This window comes from Pseudomonas sp. ENNP23 (assembly GCF_001728945.1).
In the GTDB taxonomy this organism is placed as follows: domain Bacteria; phylum Pseudomonadota; class Gammaproteobacteria; order Pseudomonadales; family Pseudomonadaceae; genus Metapseudomonas; species Metapseudomonas otitidis.
In genome coordinates this window covers 17,651-34,093 of record NZ_LYSP01000019.1, presented here as the reverse complement: position 1 = coordinate 34,093, position 16,443 = coordinate 17,651, and the positions used below count along the sequence as shown (strand labels likewise).

13 protein-coding genes are annotated in these 16,443 nt (G+C 66.5%); 7 read left to right on the top strand and 6 right to left on the bottom strand.

All coding sequences use genetic code 11. The annotated features are described in order from the left end of the window. The first annotated feature begins 5 nt into the window (after positions 1-5). Complete coding sequence (locus A9G05_RS12620) at positions 6-3,077, top strand: efflux RND transporter permease subunit (protein ID WP_069561314.1); 3,072 nt, start codon at positions 6-8, stop codon at positions 3,075-3,077. 105 nt (positions 3,078-3,182) lie between these two features. Here the strand turns inward: A9G05_RS12620 and rnt are convergent, their stop codons facing one another. Both rnt and pyrC read right to left on the bottom strand, forming a co-directional pair. After that, positions 3,183-3,851 carry a ribonuclease T gene (gene rnt / locus A9G05_RS12615; RefSeq protein WP_069561313.1) on the bottom strand — a complete coding sequence of 223 codons (669 nt, stop codon included), beginning with the start codon at positions 3,849-3,851 and terminating at the stop codon, positions 3,183-3,185. After that, positions 3,848-4,894, bottom strand: coding sequence for a dihydroorotase (pyrC, locus tag A9G05_RS12610; RefSeq protein WP_069561312.1), 1,047 nt, complete (start codon positions 4,892-4,894; stop codon positions 3,848-3,850). Before pyrC ends, rnt begins: the two co-directional genes overlap by 4 nt. 161 nt (positions 4,895-5,055) lie before the next feature. On the opposite strand from pyrC, the gene A9G05_RS12605 reads away from it, so the two are divergent. From A9G05_RS12605 to gloA, 3 genes are all read left to right on the top strand, one after another. Then, entirely contained in the window at positions 5,056-6,039 is a 984-nt protein-coding gene (locus A9G05_RS12605; protein ID WP_069561311.1) for an OmpA family protein, read from the top strand. 118 nt (positions 6,040-6,157) lie between these two features. After that, complete coding sequence (locus A9G05_RS12600) at positions 6,158-7,375, top strand: argininosuccinate synthase (RefSeq protein WP_069561310.1); 1,218 nt, start codon at positions 6,158-6,160, stop codon at positions 7,373-7,375. Between the two features lie 92 nt (positions 7,376-7,467). Further along, positions 7,468-7,860: a lactoylglutathione lyase gene (gloA, locus tag A9G05_RS12595; RefSeq protein WP_069561309.1), complete on the top strand. Its 393-nt coding sequence runs from the start codon at positions 7,468-7,470 to the stop codon at positions 7,858-7,860. A gap of 46 nt (positions 7,861-7,906) precedes the next feature. On the opposite strand, the gene A9G05_RS12590 is transcribed toward gloA, so the two are convergent. The 4 genes from A9G05_RS12590 to plsB all read right to left on the bottom strand — a co-directional run bounded on the left by A9G05_RS12590 (position 7,907) and on the right by plsB (position 12,715). Next, positions 7,907-8,584, bottom strand: coding sequence for a DUF4197 domain-containing protein (locus tag A9G05_RS12590; protein WP_044413226.1), 678 nt, complete (start codon positions 8,582-8,584; stop codon positions 7,907-7,909). 30 nt (positions 8,585-8,614) lie between these two features. Then, positions 8,615-9,016, bottom strand: a complete 402-nt coding sequence (locus A9G05_RS12585) for a YbaY family lipoprotein (RefSeq protein ID WP_069561308.1) — start codon at positions 9,014-9,016, stop codon at positions 8,615-8,617. Between the two features lie 83 nt (positions 9,017-9,099). Further along, positions 9,100-10,050: a hypothetical protein gene (locus tag A9G05_RS27650; RefSeq protein WP_069561307.1), complete on the bottom strand. Its 951-nt coding sequence runs from the start codon at positions 10,048-10,050 to the stop codon at positions 9,100-9,102. 160 nt (positions 10,051-10,210) lie between these two features. Beyond that, a complete protein-coding gene (gene plsB, locus A9G05_RS12575; RefSeq protein ID WP_069561306.1) occupies positions 10,211-12,715 on the bottom strand; it encodes a glycerol-3-phosphate 1-O-acyltransferase PlsB in 2,505 nt (834 codons plus the stop codon). A 239-nt stretch (positions 12,716-12,954) separates the two neighbouring features. Between plsB and A9G05_RS12570 the strand changes: the two genes are divergently transcribed. Genes A9G05_RS12570 through A9G05_RS12560 form a run of 3 tightly spaced genes read left to right on the top strand, consistent with a single transcriptional unit; the run spans position 12,955 to position 16,443 of the window. Beyond that, entirely contained in the window at positions 12,955-13,878 is a 924-nt protein-coding gene (locus tag A9G05_RS12570; RefSeq protein ID WP_069561305.1) for an ABC transporter ATP-binding protein, read from the top strand. Beyond that, entirely contained in the window at positions 13,875-14,609 is a 735-nt protein-coding gene (locus A9G05_RS12565; RefSeq protein ID WP_069561304.1) for an ABC transporter permease subunit, read from the top strand. Before A9G05_RS12570 ends, A9G05_RS12565 begins: the two co-directional genes overlap by 4 nt. 1 nt (position 14,610) lies before the next feature. Then, positions 14,611-16,443, top strand: coding sequence for a Gldg family protein (locus A9G05_RS12560; RefSeq protein WP_069561303.1), 1,833 nt, complete (start codon positions 14,611-14,613; stop codon positions 16,441-16,443).

Sequence of the window (16,443 nt, the reverse complement as noted above, 5' to 3'; positions counted from 1 at the left end):
GCACGGTGAACTTCAACCTCTCCGCCTGGGCGCTGAAAAACCGTCAGATCGTCCTCTACGTCATGCTGCTCCTGGGTATCGTCGGTGCCCTGTCGTACTCCAAGCTGGGGCAGAGCGAAGACCCGCCCTTCACCTTCAAGGCCATGGTGATCCGCACCAACTGGCCCGGCGCCAGTGCCGAAGAGGTGTCCCGCCAGGTTACCGAGCGCATCGAGAAGAAGCTGATGGAGACCGGCGAGTACGACCGCATCGTGTCGTTCTCCCGGCCGGGTGAATCCCAGGTCACCTTCCTGGCGCGGGACTCGATGCACTCCAACGAGATTCCCGAGCTCTGGTACCAGGTGCGCAAGAAGATCAGCGACATCCGCTACACCTTGCCCCAGGGCATCCAGGGGCCGTTCTTCAACGACGAGTTCGGTACCACCTTCGGCAACATCTATGCCCTCACCGGTGAGGGCTTCGATTACGCCGTGCTCAAGGACTACGCCGACCGCATCCAGTTGCAACTGCAGCGGGTGAAGGACGTGGGCAAGGTCGAGCTGATCGGCCTGCAGGACGAGAAGATCTGGATCGAACTCTCCAACACCAAGGCCGCGACCCTCGGCCTGCCGCTGGCAGCCGTGCAGCAGGCGCTGGAAGAACAGAACGCCGTGGCCGCCGCCGGTTTCTTCGAGACGCCCACCGACCGCGTGCAACTGCGGGTGAGCGGGCGCTTTGATTCGGTGAAGGAGATTCGCGACTTCCCGATCCGCGTGGGGGATCGCACCTTCCGCATCGGTGACGTGGCCGAGGTGCGCCGGGGCTTCAACGACCCGCCGGCGCCGCGCATGCGCTTCATGGGCGAAAACGCCATCGGCCTCGCGGTATCGATGAAGTCGGGGGGCGACATCCTGGTCCTCGGCCAGGCGCTGGAGGGCGAGTTCGCCCGCCTGCAGGAAACCCTCCCGGTCGGCATGCAGTTGCGCAAGGTCTCCGACCAGCCGGCGGCGGTGAAGACCGGCGTGGGCGAGTTCGTCCGGGTGCTTACCGAAGCGCTGATCATCGTGCTGCTGGTGAGTTTCTTCTCCCTCGGCCTGCGCACCGGCCTGGTGGTGGCGCTGTCCATCCCGCTGGTGCTGGCGATGACCTTCGCTGCCATGTACTACCTGGGCATCGGCCTGCACAAGATTTCCCTCGGCGCGCTGGTGCTGGCGCTGGGGCTGCTGGTGGACGACGCGATCATCGCGGTGGAGATGATGGCCATCAAGATGGAGCAGGGCTACGACCGGCTCAAGGCAGCCAGCTACGCCTGGACCAGCACGGCCTTCCCCATGCTCACCGGCACGCTGATCACCGCCGCCGGCTTCCTGCCCATCGCCACCGCGCAATCGGGCACCGGCGAGTACACCCGTTCGATCTTCCAGGTGGTGACCATCGCCCTGCTGGTGTCCTGGATCGCTGCCGTGGTCTTCGTGCCCTACCTGGGGGACCGGCTGCTGCCCGACCTGGCCAAGCGCCACGCCGAGAAACATGGCGGCAGCGGCGCCCACGACCCCTACGCCACGCCCTTCTACCAGCGCGTGCGGCGTGTGGTGGAGTGGTGCGTGCGCCGGCGCAAGACAGTCATCGTGCTGACCCTGGTGGCGTTCGTCGCCTCCATCGCGCTGTTCCGTTTCGTGCCCCAGCAGTTCTTCCCCGCCTCCGGGCGCCTGGAGCTGATGGTGGACCTCAAGCTGGGGGAGGGCGCGTCCCTGCTCAACACCGAGGCTGAAGCCGCGCGCCTGGAGGCCCTGCTCAAGGATCACCCCGGCATCGACAACTACGTGGCCTACGTCGGCACCGGGTCGCCGCGCTTCTACCTGCCCCTCGACCAGCAGTTGCCGGCGGCGAGCTTTGCCCAGTTCGTGGTGCTGGCCAAGACCATCGAGGACCGCGAGGCGGTGCGCAGCTGGCTGATCCAGGTGCTCAACGACGAATTCCCGGCAGTGCGCACCCGCGTGTCCCGCCTGGAGAACGGCCCGCCGGTGGGTTACCCGGTGCAGTTCCGCGTGTCCGGCGAGCACATCGACGAAGTCCGCGCCCTGGCTCGCAAGGTGGCCGACAAGGTGCGCGAGAACCCCCACGTGGTGAACGTGCACCTGGACTGGGAGGAGCCGAGCAAGGTGGTGCGGCTGAACATCGACCAAGACCGCGCCCGCGCCCTGGGCGTGAGCACCGCCGACCTGTCGCGCTTCCTGCAGAGTTCCCTCAGCGGCAGCACCGTCAGCCAGTACCGCGAAGACAACGAGCTGATCGACATCCTTCTGCGCGGCACCCCGCGCGAGCGCGAGGAACTGGCCCTGCTGCCGAGCCTGGCAGTGCCCACCGACAGTGGCCGCAGCGTGCCGCTGTCCCAGGTGGCGACCCTGGAATACGGTTTCGAGGAAGGCATCATCTGGCACCGCAACCGCCTGCCGACGGTCACCGTGCGCGCCGACATCTACGACAAGTCGCTGCCGGCCAGCCTGGTGACGCAGATCCAGCCGACCCTGGAACCGATCCGCGCCGAGCTGCCCAGCGGCTACCTGCTGGAGGTGGGGGGCACGGTGGAGGATTCCGCGCGCGGGCAGAAGTCGGTCAACGCCGGTGTACCGCTGTTCATCGTGGTGGTGCTGACGCTGCTGATGCTGCAGCTCAAGAGCTTCTCGCGCTCGGCCATGGTGTTCCTCACCGCGCCCCTGGGGCTGATCGGCGTGACCCTGTTCCTGCTGGTGTTCCGCCAGCCATTCGGCTTCGTGGCGATGCTCGGCACTATCGCCCTGTCGGGGATGATCATGCGCAACTCGGTGATCCTCGTGGACCAGATCGAGCAGGACATCGCCGCCGGCCTGGATCGCTGGCACGCCATCATCGAAGCCACGGTGCGGCGCTTCCGGCCCATCGTGCTCACCGCCCTGGCGGCGGTGCTGGCGATGATCCCGCTGTCGCGCAGCGTGTTCTTCGGCCCCATGGCGGTGGCCATCATGGGCGGGCTGATCGTCGCCACCGCCCTGACGCTGTTGTTCCTGCCGGCCCTCTACGCGGCCTGGTTCAGGGTCAAGCCGGCCGAGCGGGCCTGATTGGGGAACGAGAACGGGGGCTTCGGCCCCCGTTTTGTTGCAGTGCTGGAAGACAAAAAAGGCCGCGCGTACCAGGTACGGGCGGCCTTTTTCGTGGTGGTGGGATCAGTCGTCGATCCAGCCGCCCATTTCCTTCCAGCGGTTGACGATGCCGCAGAACAGCTCGGCCGTCTTCTCGGTGTCGTAGCGTGCCGAGTGTGCCTCGCGGCCATCGAACTCGATGCCGGCGGCCTGGCAGGCCTTGGCCAGCACCGTCTGGCCGTAGGCCAGGCCCGCCAGGGTGGCGGTGTCGAAGCTGGAGAAGGGGTGGAAGGGGTTGCGCTTGATGCCGGTACGGTTCACCGCGGCATTCAGGAAGCCCAGGTCGAAGCTGCTGTTGTGCCCCACGAGGATGGCGCGCTTGCAGCCGTGTGCCTTGATGGACTTGCGCAGGCCCCGGAAGATCTCGCCCAGGGCATGTTCCTCGGTCACGGCCATGCGCAGCGGGTGGTCCAGCTTGATTCCGGTGAACTCCAGGGCGGCCTGTTCGATGTTGGCGCCCTCGAAGGGCTCGACCCGGAAGAAGTGCGTGTGGTCCGGGTAGAGGAAGCCGCCTTCATCCATCGAGATAGTGGTGGCAGCGATCTCCAGCAGGGCGTCGGTGGCGCAGTTGAAACCACCGGTCTCCACGTCCACCACCACCGGCAGGTAGCCACGGAAGCGTGCCGCCATCGGGTGGCGCGGGCCGGACGGCAGGCTGCCGTCGAGTTCGTCGTCGAAGAATTCCTCGCTCACGCCTGGCCCTCCAGCAGTCGCCAACGCAGGGTTTCGCCCGCGCGCAGGGGCACCACGCTGCTCGCGCCCAGGGGCAGGGTGGCCGGAGCGGTCCAGTCCTCGCGTACCAGGGTGATGGTGTCGGTGTTGCGCGGCAGGCCGTAGAAATCAGGGCCGTGTTGGCTGGCGAAGGCTTCCAGCTTGTCCAGGGCGTTGCGCTGCTCGAAGGCCTCGGCGTACAGCTCGATGGCCGCGTACGCGGTGTAGCAGCCGGCGCAGCCGCAGGCGGCTTCCTTGGCGTGCTGGGCGTGGGGCGCGGAGTCGGTGCCGAGGAAGAACTGCGGGCTGCCGCTGGTGGCGGCGTCCAGCAGGGCTTCCTGGTGCACGTTGCGCTTGAGGATCGGCAGGCAATAGAAATGCGGACGGATGCCGCCCACCAGCATGTGGTTGCGGTTGTACAGCAGGTGGTGGGCGGTGATGGTGGCGCCCACGTTGCTGGAGGCCGAGCGCACGAACTGCACGGCGTCACCGGTGGTGATGTGTTCGAACACCACCTTCAGGGTGGGGAAGCGCTCGACGACGCGCACCAGGTGCTCGTCGATGAAAGCCTTCTCGCGGTCGAACACGTCGATCTCGCTGCGGGTCACTTCGCCATGCACCAGCAGCAGCATGCCGACTTCTGCCATGGCCTCCAGTACCGGGAAGATGGCGTCGATGCGCGTCACCCCGGAGTCGGAGTTGGTGGTGGCGCCTGCCGGATAGAGCTTGGCGGCGTGGACGAAGCCGCTGGCCTTGGCGGCGCGGATGTCTTCGGGGCGGGTGCGGTCGGTGAGGTACAGCACCATCAGCGGTTCGAACCCGCTGCCGGCCGGACGGGCGGCGAGGATGCGCTGGCGGTAGGCGTCGGCTTCCTCGGCGTTGCGCACCGGGGGCACCAGGTTGGGCATGATGATGGCGCGGCCGAAGGTGCGCGCGGCATCGGCCACGGTGTGGGCCAGTACGGCGCCATCACGCAGGTGGATGTGCCAGTCGTCGGGACGCAGCAGGGTCAGGCGGTCGGACATGGGGGGATTCCAGGCGGGTGAAACTCGGCGTGCATGCTACCGGAAAAGCCCGGCCGGGGCACGGGCGGCGCGTCAGCGGCGATGGCGCTGAACGGCGCTTAAGTTTTCCGCCTTCGCACCGATAGCCCTTGTGAACCTGACGTCTTTCCCCGGAGCCAGCCGTGCGCGCTTTTCCCATCGCCCTGCTCAGCCTCATTGCCCTGCCGGCCATGGCCATCACCTTCCAGACCCGCCTGGAGAAGGTGGAGTGGAAGGTGGAAGGAGACAAGTTCGAGTGCCGCCTGTCACAGCTGATCACCGACTTCGGCAGCGGTGAGTTCGTCCGCCGTGCCGGCGAGCAGGTCACCTTCCGCCTCAAGCCCAACGAGCGCTGGATGGGCGGCGGCCAGGCGACTTTGCTGGCGGCGGCGGCGCCCTGGCAGCCCGGGCGCGGCGACATCAACCTCGGTGCCGTGGCGGTGGGCAACGGCGAGGTGCCGTTCAACAGCAACCAGTTGCAGGGTGGGCGCCTGCTCACCGGCCTGCTGGAAGGGCGCAGCCCACTGGTGCGCCACCGCACCCAACAGGGCGGGGACGCTCTGGAGGTGCGCCTGCTGCCGGTGCATTTCAACAAGGCCTACAACGACTACCTGGCCTGCACCGCCAAGCTGCTGCCGGTGAACTTCGACCAGGTGAAGAAGCTGGAACTGGGCTTTCCCGGTGGTGGCGTGACGCTCGATCCGAGGGCTCGCGCCAAGCTGGAGATCGTCCTCGACTACATGAAAGCCGACCCGGCAGTGAATCACATCGAAATCGACGGCCACTCCGACAATTCCGGCAACCGCCTGACCAACCGCGACCTGTCGCGGCGTCGGGCGCTGGCGGTGTTCGATTACTTCAAGGCCAATGGTGTGCCGGAATCGCAGATGGTGATGCGTTTCCATGGCGAGCGCTATCCGCTGGTGCCCAACACCAACGAGGCCAACCGCGCCAAGAACCGCCGGGTGGCGGTGGTCCTGTCCAAGGAGCCCGAGGCCCCCCCGGCGGAGACCCCAGCCGCCGCGCCGGCTACCGAGCCGGCAACGGCCCCTGCCGCACCCGCCACGGCCCCTGCCGTGCCCCCGACCGCCAGTCCCGCTCCTGCCAAGCCGGCGTCCGCTTCTTGAGCGGCGCCGGATCGAAAGAATCTGTCGCCTGGTCGTCATTGTCTGTCGCGCCACTGTAATTTGGCCGCCAGGGTCAGTAGAATCACCGGTTTTCGTACAACCCCGTGGAGTTGATGGCATGGCGGACGTGAAGAAGGTTGTCCTGGCTTATTCCGGTGGCCTGGACACCTCGGTGATCCTGAAGTGGCTGCAAGATACCTATAACTGCGAAGTGGTGACCTTCACCGCCGACCTCGGCCAGGGCGAGGAGGTCGAGCCGGCCCGTGCCAAGGCCCAGGCCATGGGCGTCAAGGAAATCTACATCGATGACCTGCGCGAAGAGTTCGTCCGCGACTTCGTGTATCCGATGTTCCGCGCCAACACCATCTACGAAGGCGAATACCTGCTGGGCACGTCCATTGCACGCCCGCTGATCGCCAAGCGCTTGATCGAAATCGCCAACGAGACCGGCGCCGACGCCATCTCCCATGGCGCAACCGGCAAGGGCAACGACCAGGTTCGCTTCGAGCTGGGCGCCTATGCGCTGAAACCGGGCGTCAAGGTCATCGCCCCCTGGCGCGAGTGGGACCTGCTGTCCCGCGAGAAGCTGATGGACTACGCCGAGAAACACGGCATCCCGATCGAGCGTCACGGCAAGAAGAAGTCCCCGTACTCCATGGACGCCAACCTGCTGCACATCTCCTATGAGGGCGGCGTGCTGGAAGACACCTGGACCGAGCACGAAGAAGACATGTGGCGCTGGACCAAGTCCCCGGAAGCCGCACCGAACACCCCGACCTACATTGAGCTGACCTACCGCGCCGGCGACATCGTCGCCATCGACGGCAAGGACATGACCCCGGCCCAGGTGCTGACCGAGCTGAACCGCATCGGTGGCGAGAACGGCATCGGCCGCCTCGACATCGTCGAGAACCGCTACGTCGGCATGAAGTCCCGCGGCTGCTACGAGACCCCCGGCGGCACCATCATGCTCAAGGCCCACCGCGCCATCGAGTCCATCACCCTGGACCGCGAAGTGGCCCACCTGAAAGACGAGCTGATGCCCAAGTACGCCAGCCTCATCTACACCGGCTACTGGTGGAGCCCCGAGCGCCTCATGCTGCAGCAGATGATCGACGCCTCCCAGGCCAACGTGAACGGCGTGGTGCGCCTGAAGCTGTACAAGGGCAACGTCATCGTCGTGGGTCGCAAGTCCGACGACTCGCTGTTCGACGCCAACATCGCCACCTTCGAAGAAGACGGCGGCGCGTACAACCAGGCGGACGCGGCGGGCTTCATCAAGCTCAACGCCCTGCGCATGCGCATCGCCGCCGGCAAGGGCCGCAAGCTGTTCTGATAAGCTGAGCGCCCCGTGCCAAAAGGAACCCCGGCCACGAGCCGGGGTTCTGCTTTTATAAGCCCTGATCGGGCAACCAAGAGGAATCCCTGATGAGACTGCTGCATACCATGCTGCGCGTCGGCGATCTGGACAGATCCATCGCCTTCTACACCGAAGTCCTGGGCATGACCCTGCTGCGCCGCAAGGACTACCCGGACGGCCAGTTCACCCTGGCGTTCGTCGGCTACGGCGACGAAGCCCACAACAGCGTGATCGAGCTGACCCACAACTGGGGCGTGGAGAAGTACGAGCTGGGCACCGGCTACGGCCACATCGCCCTGGAAGTGGCCGACGTCTACAAGGCCTGCGAGGACATCCGCGCCCGTGGCGGCAAGATCACCCGCGAGCCGGGGCCGATGAAGCACGGCACCAGCATCCTGGCCTTCGTCGAGGACCCGGACGGCTACAAGATCGAGTTGCTGTCGCCTTCGCGCAACGACTGACAAAAAAGCCCGGCAGATGCCGGGCTTTCTCTTGTAGCGGGCAGGCTCAGAGCACGCCGAACACCTTCTTCGCCAGGCTGGTGGCGGCACCGGCCGGGTTCTGGCGGATGCTCGCTTCCTGCTCGGCGATCATCTTGAACAGGCCATCCAGCGCCTCTTCGGTCACGTAGCTCTCGATGTTGGCGCTCTTGGCGTCCACCACGCCGAAGCTCGCGGCCTGGCCGGCGAAGCTGTTGTACTGCTGCGCCAGGCCGACCTGGTCGGTGGCCTTCTTCACGATGGGCAGGAACTTGGCGCGCAGTTGCTCGCGGCTGGTCTTGTTCAGGTATTGGGTGGCGGAGTCCTGCGGGCCGGTGAGGATGCCCTTGGCGTCCTGTACGGTCATCTTCTTCACCGCGTCCACCAGCAGGGCCTGGGCTTGCGGCACGGCGGCCTCGGCGGCCTTGTTCATGCTGGTTTCCAGTTGTTCCACCTGGTCGCCCATGCCCATCATCTTCATGGTCTTGGCGGCCTTGCCCAGCTTGCCGGGCAGTTCGATGCGCACCTCGGGGTTGTTGCTGAAGCCGCCCGGCTTGCCGAGCTGCTGCACGGCCACCTTGGCGCCTTGGGTGAGGGCATCCTTCAGGCCGCCGGCGGCGTCCTGCTGGCTGAGGTCGCTGAGGGAGAGGGCGAAGGCGTTGACGGAGAGGGCCAGGCCGGCGACCAGGGCAGTGAGTCGGAACATGAGGGCTTCCTTGGGCTGGTGGGGTTCGGATCAGCGAACCGGGTCGACCCGGATGCGCAGGGGCTGCGGGTCGGTGCCGTCGAGTTTAACCGAGTGACGTTCGCTGCTGATGAACATCAGCTTGCCGTCGAGCTCGATGCGTGCCGCCACGGCGTACTCATGGCCACTCTGCAGGTTGGCCGGGTCGTAGCTGAGCTGGAAGGCCAGGGGCACCTGGCCCTCGATGCGGCCCTGCTGGTGGGCCAGTTCGCGGGCTGGGGCGTCGGCGAGCGAAACGTCCTCCAGGGTGACCCGCAGCGTCGCGTCCGGCGGCAGGGCCATGCGCTGCAGGTAGTACACCTCGCCTTCTAGGTGCGCCATCGAGGACGAAGGCTGGGTGGTGCAGGCACCGAGCAGCAGGCTGGTGAAGAGCAGGGGCAGGGTTCTTTTCATGGGGGCGTTCCGTGTTTTGACCCCACACACTATAGAGCGTCAGCACAGTGGAGGCGCCCACCGAGATGGCGGGCACTGTCGGATCAGTCATCGACGACGGGCAGGGCGTTGCCGATGGTGCCCAGGGTATTACCGACGTGCACGTTCTCATTGACGGTGCGCATCAGCCGGCGGAGGCGTTCCTTGGCGGCCAACAGCTTCTCGACCTGCACGTCCAGCTCCGCAGCGCGACGATCGAGGGCGGCTTCGTGTTCGGTCAGCCGTTTGCAGCGTTGCTCCTGTTCGTTCTGGCGTGCGTGGAGTTGGGCTTCCAGCGCCTGCAGCCGGGCTTCTCGGGCCTGCAACTGGTGCTCGCGCTCGGCCAGCTTGTGGTTCGGGTGAGGATGACCGCCGTCTTGTTGGTTGCCAGTGAAGATGCCGGCCATGTCCACCAGGGTGTTGAGGGTAGCCTGCACCTCCCTGAGCATCTGTTCGCTGCGGCTGACGCTGTGGGGTGCTGAGGCGGGGGCGACCGCCGCCTGCTGGGGTTCAACTGCCGCCACCGGTGCGTCTTCCAGGGGGGACTCGTAGGGCTGGTAGGGCAGCAAGTGCCGCGAATAGAACGGCTCGCCGACCTTGTCGCTGCTGCGGCAGGCCAGCAGCGTCTGGATGGCGCCGGGGCCGAGGGACAGCGGATGATGTTGTTCCAGGCAGGTGGGGTGCGGGGTGAGGGGCGGGCCCAGGCGTTCGATGCGGATGAAATGGTAGGCAGCGGCCGCATCGCGGTTCGCGGAACGTGCGCCGCCGACGATCTGACGCAGCACCTGGCGGGCGACCTGGCAGGCGCGGTCGTCCAGGCTGCTGAGCTGGTATCCTCCCTCGACCAGAGGCACCAGGGCGGCGAGGTAAACCCACGACGTGCCCTGGGGCGCGGCTTCATTGAGGGTGTAGACGAGGACGTTGCCCTCTATCTCGGGGATGGTGAGGCTGCACAGCACGGCGGCGTTGAACGCTTCCCGCTGGCCGTTCTCGACGGTGATGGTTCTCAGCAGCATGGGGGTTCCCTGGGTGAAGAGGGCAGAAGGACGCGCAATGCGCAGCCGCCATGGTACTGAGGGCGGGACAGGCAGCCCCTCGGGCAATTCTGTCCAGCTTGTAGGGTATTTCTTCTAGTGGGCGAAGCAGAAAGCGGGCGGCCGAAGCCGCCCGCTTGCATCAGGACACGTCGGCTTGCGGCTCGTCCCGGGGGGCTTCGTCCGTCTGGCGCTCCAGCGCCACCTGGCGGATGGAGAGACGGATCTCGGCGGTGAGCACGCGCTTGGCCGCGCCCTCCGCCAGGTCACCCAGCTCGGGGTGGTAGCTGAGCTTGCCGGCTTCGTCCTGGCGCAGCACGCGCTGGTCCAGAAGGGTCTGGATGAAGTGGCGGAACAGCGTCTTGTCGAAGAATTCCGGGGCGTTGAGGCCATGGAGGATCGACAGGCGCTGGGCCATGACGGTGCACAGGTTCTCCAGTTCCTCGGCGGTGAGCTGGTTCTGCCCGGCGTTGAGCAGCAGGGCGATGGCCATGTAGAAGCGCTGCAGCGTCTGAGCGATGGCGCGGGACATCAGCGTCAGCAGCACGAACTGCCGTGAACTGGGCGCCGGGCGCACGTACACGTCGTTCTCCACCTTCAGCAGCCCCTGCTCGACGAAGGCGGCCAGCCACTGGTCCACCACCGCGTCCAGCTCGTCCAGACTCCAGCGGATGAACAGCTCGGCCTGCAGGTAGGGGTACAGGGCGCGGGTGTAGCGCAGGATCTGCTCGCGGCTGCTGCGTCCGCTGCTCTGGAAGAAGCTGGCCAGCAGTCCCGGCAGGGCGAAGATGTGCAGCACGTTGTTGCGGTAGTAGGTCATCAGGACGGCGTTCTGCTCGTCCAGGTAGAGGATCTTGCCCAGGGCGTCCTTCTGCTCGGCCAACAGGTCCATGCTCTGCACGTACTGGATCAGCGCCTGGCCGTTGCCTTCCGGCAGGGTGGCGTGGGGCGAGTAGGGCACCGCGCGCAGCAGGGTCAGGTAGAGATCGAGCACGCGGGTCAGCGCGCGTTCGTCCAGCGCCAGGCGGCTGGTGGAGAGCAGCGCCAGGGCCACCAGGTTGACCGGGTTGATCGCCGCCGCGTCGTTGAGGTGGCGGGCGATGCGCACGGCCAGGCGGTTGGTGGTGTCGTTGAGCCAGGCCGGGCGGAACTGCGGCCCCAGCTCCTGGGCGCGCCAGTCCGGCTGCTGCTGGTCGAGGAACTCCGCCAGCTTGATCGGCTCGCCGAAGTTCACCGCGACGCTGCCGAAGCGCAGCTTCAGGGCGCTGATGACCTTGAAGATGTCGAAGATCGATTCCTTCTTCTTGCTTGCACCGCGCAGTTCGCCCAGGTAGGTGCGGCCTTCCAGCACGCGCTCGTAGCCGATGTACACCGGGACGAAGACGATGGGCAGGCGCGAGGAGCGCAGGAAGCTGCGCAGGGTGATGGCGAGCATGCCGGTCTTCGGGTGCAGCATGCGGCCGGTGCGCGAGCGTCCGCCCTCGACGAAGTACTCCACCGGGAAACCGCGACTGAACAGGGTGTGCAAATACTCGTTGAACACCGAGGTGTACAGCGGGTTGCCCTTGAAAGTACGGCGCATGAAGAAGGCGCCGCCACGGCGCAGCAGACCGCCGATCACCGGCATGTTGAGGTTGATACCGGCGGCGATGTGCGGCGGCGTCAGGCCGTTGCGGAACAGCAGGTAGGACAGCAGCAGGTAGTCGATGTGGCTGCGGTGGCAGGGCACGTAGATCACTTCGTGACCCTGGGCGATGTCCTGCACGCCCTCGATGTGGTTGACCTTGATGCCCTCGTAGAGCTTGTTCCAGAACCAGCTCAGCACCACTTCGAGGAAGCGGATCGCCGTGTAGGCGAAGTCGGAGGCGATCTCGTTGCCGTACTTCAGCGCCTGGGCCTCGGCCTTGGCCGGGCTGATCTTCTCGCGCTCGGCCTCCTCGGCGATGGCCTGGCGCACCAGCGGCGCATGCACCAGCCCCTTCACCAGGTTGCGGCGGTGGGAGAGGTCGGGGCCGATCACGGCGGTCTTCTGGTTGCGGAAGTGCACCCGCAGGATGCGTTGCACCATGCGCTGGGTGCGCTCCGGGCCCTTGCCCTGGGCGATCAGCTCGCGCAGGTGGATGGGGGCGGAGAACTGCACCCGGGTCTTGCGTCCGAGGATGAGGATGCTGACCAGCTTGCGCAGGCGCCCGGTCACGGCCCAGCTATCGGCGAACAGCAGCTTCCAGGGGCTGGTTTCGCGGTCCGGGGACTGGCCCCAGAACACCGTCACCGGAATGATCTGCGCGTCGTCCACCGCGTGCTGCTGGATGGCGTCCAGCACCCGCACCAGGGTCGGCGAGGTGCCGCGCTTGTCCTGCCCGCCGAACCAGCCCGGCTCCGGGGTCAGGTAGAAGAAGGCGGCCGGCTCCAGGCTGTCGCCCACCGCCACCGGCAGCACCGGGCGCGGCAGCCCGGCCTTGGTGCATTCCCGGTCCACCACGGCCAGGTCGCTGGCCGAGGGTTGCTGCAGCACGTAGAGCACGGGCTTGCTGCGGTCGAGCTTGAGGGTGAAGGCGGACTGGTTGATGGTTTCCGAGCGCACCCACAGGTAGAGGAGGCGGCGCAGGGTGCCGAAGGCCAGGCGGCGGAACGGGGAACGGGTCATACGGGCGTCGTGGTGTGGAACGAGCGTGTGCTCGGGGCGGCTAGTGTGCCGTATTCGCTGACCCGCCGCAAAAAGCCGGAGCCGGCTTTTGCTGGGCGAAATCCCACGTTACAGCAGGAAACTTTCGGCACGCTTCGCTGTCTTGCTATGCCGCCGGGAGACTCCTTATAGTCCGCCGGCGTTTTGCAGGGCCCCTGAGGCCAGCATGGCCGGGGGCTTTTCCCGTTGGGGTAGAGGCCATGATCGACATAAGAAAACTGACCAGACGATTCGCGCAGCACACCGCCGTGGACGACCTGTCCTTCGCGGTCGAGCCGGGGGAAGTGCTCGGCTTCCTCGGGCCGAATGGTGCCGGCAAGTCCACCACCATGAAGATGCTCACCGGCTTTCTGGCGCCGACCTCCGGCACCGCCAGCATCTTCGGCCACGACATCCAGACCCAGACCCTGCAGGCCCAGCGCAGCCTCGGCTACCTGCCCGAGGGCGCGCCCTGCTACGGCGACATGACGGTGCGCGGCTTTCTCGAATTCATCGCCGAGATCCGCGGCTTCCGTGGCGCCGAGAAGAAGGCCCGCGTCGCCCAGGCCGCCGGCCAGGTGGAGCTGGACAAGGTACTCGGGCAGAGCATCGAGACCCTGTCCAAGGGCTTCAAGCGCCGCGTCGGGCTGGCCCAGGCCATCCTTCATGATCCCCGCGTGCTGATCCTCGACGAGCCCACCGACGGCCTCGACCCGAACCAGAAGCACCAGGTGCGCCAGCTCATCCAGAGCCTGGCTCGGGACAAGATCGTGATCATTTCCACCCATATCCTCGAAGAGGTGACGGCGGTATGCACCCGCGCGGTGGTGATCGCCGCCGGCAAGCTGGTGGCCGACGACACCCCCTACGAGCTGGAGCGTCGCTCCCGCTACCACCAGGCGGTGACCCTGGTGGCCGACGAGCCCCTCGATCCGCTGGCGCTGGCCGTGCTGCCGGGCGTCGCCGGTGTCGAGGAAAACACCGCCGGCGGTGGCCTGACGGTGCTGGCCAAGCCGGGCGAGGTGATCTTCCCGCAGGTCAACCAGCTCATCCACCAGCGCGGCTGGCGGGTCAAGGAGCTGGACGTGGAGCGCGGCCGCCTCGATGAAGTCTTCCGCAGCCTGACCCGGGGGGAAGCGGCATGAAGCAGTTGCCGGTCATCTTCAAGCGCGAGCTGGCGAGCTATTTCGCCACCCCGCTGGCCTATGTGTTCATCGTGATCTTCCTGGTGCTGTCCGGGGTCTTCACCTTCTACCTGGGCGGTTTCTTCGAAAGCGGTCAGGCCAGCCTGGCGCCCTTCTTCAACTTCCACCCCTGGCTCTACCTGTTCCTGGTGCCGGCCATCGCCATGCGCCTGTGGGCGGAGGAGCGCAAATCCGGCTCCATCGAACTGCTGATGACCCTGCCGGTCACCCGCTTCGAGGCGGTCACCGGCAAGTTCCTCGCTGCCTGGGCCTTCGCCGGCCTGGCACTGCTGCTGACCTTCCCCATGGTCATCACCGTCAACTACCTGGGCGAGCCGGACAACGGCGCCATCGTCACCGGCTACATCGGCAGTTGGCTGCTGGCCGGCTCCTACCTGGCGGTGGGCTCGTGCATGTCGGCGCTGGCCAAGAACCAGGTGATCGCCTTCATCCTAGCCGTGGTGGTGTGCTTCCTGTTCATCGTCAGCGGCTTCCCGCTGGTGCTCGACGCTTTCAGTGCCTGGGCTCCGCAATGGCTGCTGGACGCGGTCGCCTCGCTGAGCTTCCTGACCCGCTTCGACGCCATCAGCAAGGGCGTGATCGACCTCCGCGACCTGCTCTACTTCCTCTCCCTGATCACCGCGTGGCTGGCCGCCACCGCCGTGGTGGTCGATCTGAAGAAGGCCGACTGACATGAAGAAACTGATGTATTCCAGCGCCGGCCTGCTGCTCATCGCCCTGGCCTTCCTGGCGTTCAACATGGTCTCGGGCCTGGCGCTGACCAACGCCCGTCTCGACCTCACCGAGCAGAAGCTCTACACCATTTCCGACGGCACCCGGCAGATCCTCGGGGAGCTGGACGAGCCCATCAACCTGTACTTCTTCTACTCCGACAAGTCCGCCAAGGACCTGGTGGTGCTGCGCAACTACGCCCGCCGCGTGGAGGAGATGCTCAAGGCCTACGCCCAGGCGGCGGACGGCAAGATCAAGCTGCACATCGTCGACCCCGAGCCCTTCTCCGAGGACGAGGACAAGGCCGCCGAGTTCGGCCTCCAGGCGGTACCGGCCCAACAGGGCGGCGACGCCATCTACTTCGGCCTGGCCGGCACCAACAGCGTCGACGACCACCAGGTGATCCCGTTCTTCCCGCTGGACCAGGAAGAGTTCCTCGAATACGAGGTCAGCCGCCTGGTGCAGAGCCTGGCGCATCCCCAGCGTCCGGTGGTCGGCGTGCTCTCCGGGCTGCCGCTCAACGGCGGCTTCGACATGCAGACCCAACAGCCCAGCTCGCCGTGGATGGTGATGGAGGAAATCCGCCAGCTGTTCCAGATCGAGAGCCTCAAGCCCGACGTCGACCAGATCCCCGACAAGGTCTCGGTGCTGCTGCTGGTGCACCCGAAGAACCTGTCCGAGCAGACCCAGTACGCCATCGACCAGTTCGTCCTGCGCGGCGGCAAGCTGCTGGCCTTCGTCGACCCCTGGAGCGAGGCCGACCACGCCATGCCGATGCCTGGTGAGATGGGCGGCGAGGGCAAGAGCTCCGACCTGCCGGCGCTGTTCAAGGCCTGGGGCTTCGAGATGCTGCCCGGCAAGGTACTGGGCGACGGTGCCTACGCCATGTCGGTGAGCATGGGCCAGGGCGAGCGCCCGGCCCGTCATCCGGCCTGGCTGACCCTGCCGCGCCAGGCGCTGGACCCGAGCGACGTGGCCACCGCCAACCTGGAGACCCTGACGGTCGCCACCGCCGGCATCCTGCGTCCGCTGGACGGCGCCAAGACCCACTTCGTGCCGCTGATCCACAGCTCCGAGTACGCCATGCCCTTCGAGGCCCAGCGCTTCGCCATGCTGCGCAACCCGCAGGAGCTGATGGGCGAACTGAACCCCAGCGGTGACCGCTACACCGTCGCGGCCCGTGTCAGCGGGCCGGCACAGAGCGCGTTCCCCGAGGGCATCGAAGGGCGCAAGGACGGGCTGAAGTCCGCGGACAACATCAACGTCATCGTGGTCGCCGACACCGACATGCTCAGCGACCGCATGTGGGTGCAGGTGCAGGACTTCTTCGGCCAGCGCGTGCCGCAGCCCTGGGCAGACAACTCCGCCTTTGCCATCAACGCCCTGGACAACCTCTCCGGCTCTGAAGCGTTGATCAGCGTGCGCTCCCGCGGTCGTTTCACCCGGCCCTTCACCGTGGTGGAAGACCTCCAACGTCAGGCCGAGGTGCGTTTCCGCGAGCAGGAGCAGGCCCTCAAGCAGCGCCTGTCCGAGACCGAGGAAAAACTGGCCAGCCTGCAGAACCAGGACCCGGCCAAGGCCCTGGAGCTGACCCCCGAGCAGCAGGCCACCCTGCAGCAGTTCATGCAGGAGAAGCTGCGCATCCGCAAGGAACTGCGCGAGGTCAACTACCAGCTCAACGCCGACATCGAGAAGCTCGGCCGCACGCTCAAGTTCATCAACATCGCCCTGGTGCCGCTGGTGCTGACCCTGGGCGTGCTGCTGCTGTGGGCCTGGCGCCGCCGCCGGGCCTGA

Excerpts from the sequence above, each read along its gene's own strand:
- pyrC (WP_069561312.1), bottom strand. The coding sequence starts at position 4,894 with ATGTCCGACCGCCTGACCCTGCTGCGTCCCGACGACTGGCACATCCAC.
- A9G05_RS12600 (WP_069561310.1), top strand. The coding sequence starts at position 6,158 with ATGGCGGACGTGAAGAAGGTTGTCCTGGCTTATTCCGGTGGCCTGGAC.
- gloA (WP_069561309.1), top strand. The coding sequence starts at position 7,468 with ATGAGACTGCTGCATACCATGCTGCGCGTCGGCGATCTGGACAGATCC.
- A9G05_RS12590 (WP_044413226.1), bottom strand. The coding sequence starts at position 8,584 with ATGTTCCGACTCACTGCCCTGGTCGCCGGCCTGGCCCTCTCCGTCAAC.
- A9G05_RS12585 (WP_069561308.1), bottom strand. The coding sequence starts at position 9,016 with ATGAAAAGAACCCTGCCCCTGCTCTTCACCAGCCTGCTGCTCGGTGCC.
- A9G05_RS27650 (WP_069561307.1), bottom strand. The coding sequence starts at position 10,050 with ATGCTGCTGAGAACCATCACCGTCGAGAACGGCCAGCGGGAAGCGTTC.
- plsB (WP_069561306.1), bottom strand. The coding sequence starts at position 12,715 with ATGACCCGTTCCCCGTTCCGCCGCCTGGCCTTCGGCACCCTGCGCCGC.
- A9G05_RS12570 (WP_069561305.1), top strand. The coding sequence starts at position 12,955 with ATGATCGACATAAGAAAACTGACCAGACGATTCGCGCAGCACACCGCC.
- A9G05_RS12565 (WP_069561304.1), top strand. The coding sequence starts at position 13,875 with ATGAAGCAGTTGCCGGTCATCTTCAAGCGCGAGCTGGCGAGCTATTTC.
- A9G05_RS12560 (WP_069561303.1), top strand. The coding sequence starts at position 14,611 with ATGAAGAAACTGATGTATTCCAGCGCCGGCCTGCTGCTCATCGCCCTG.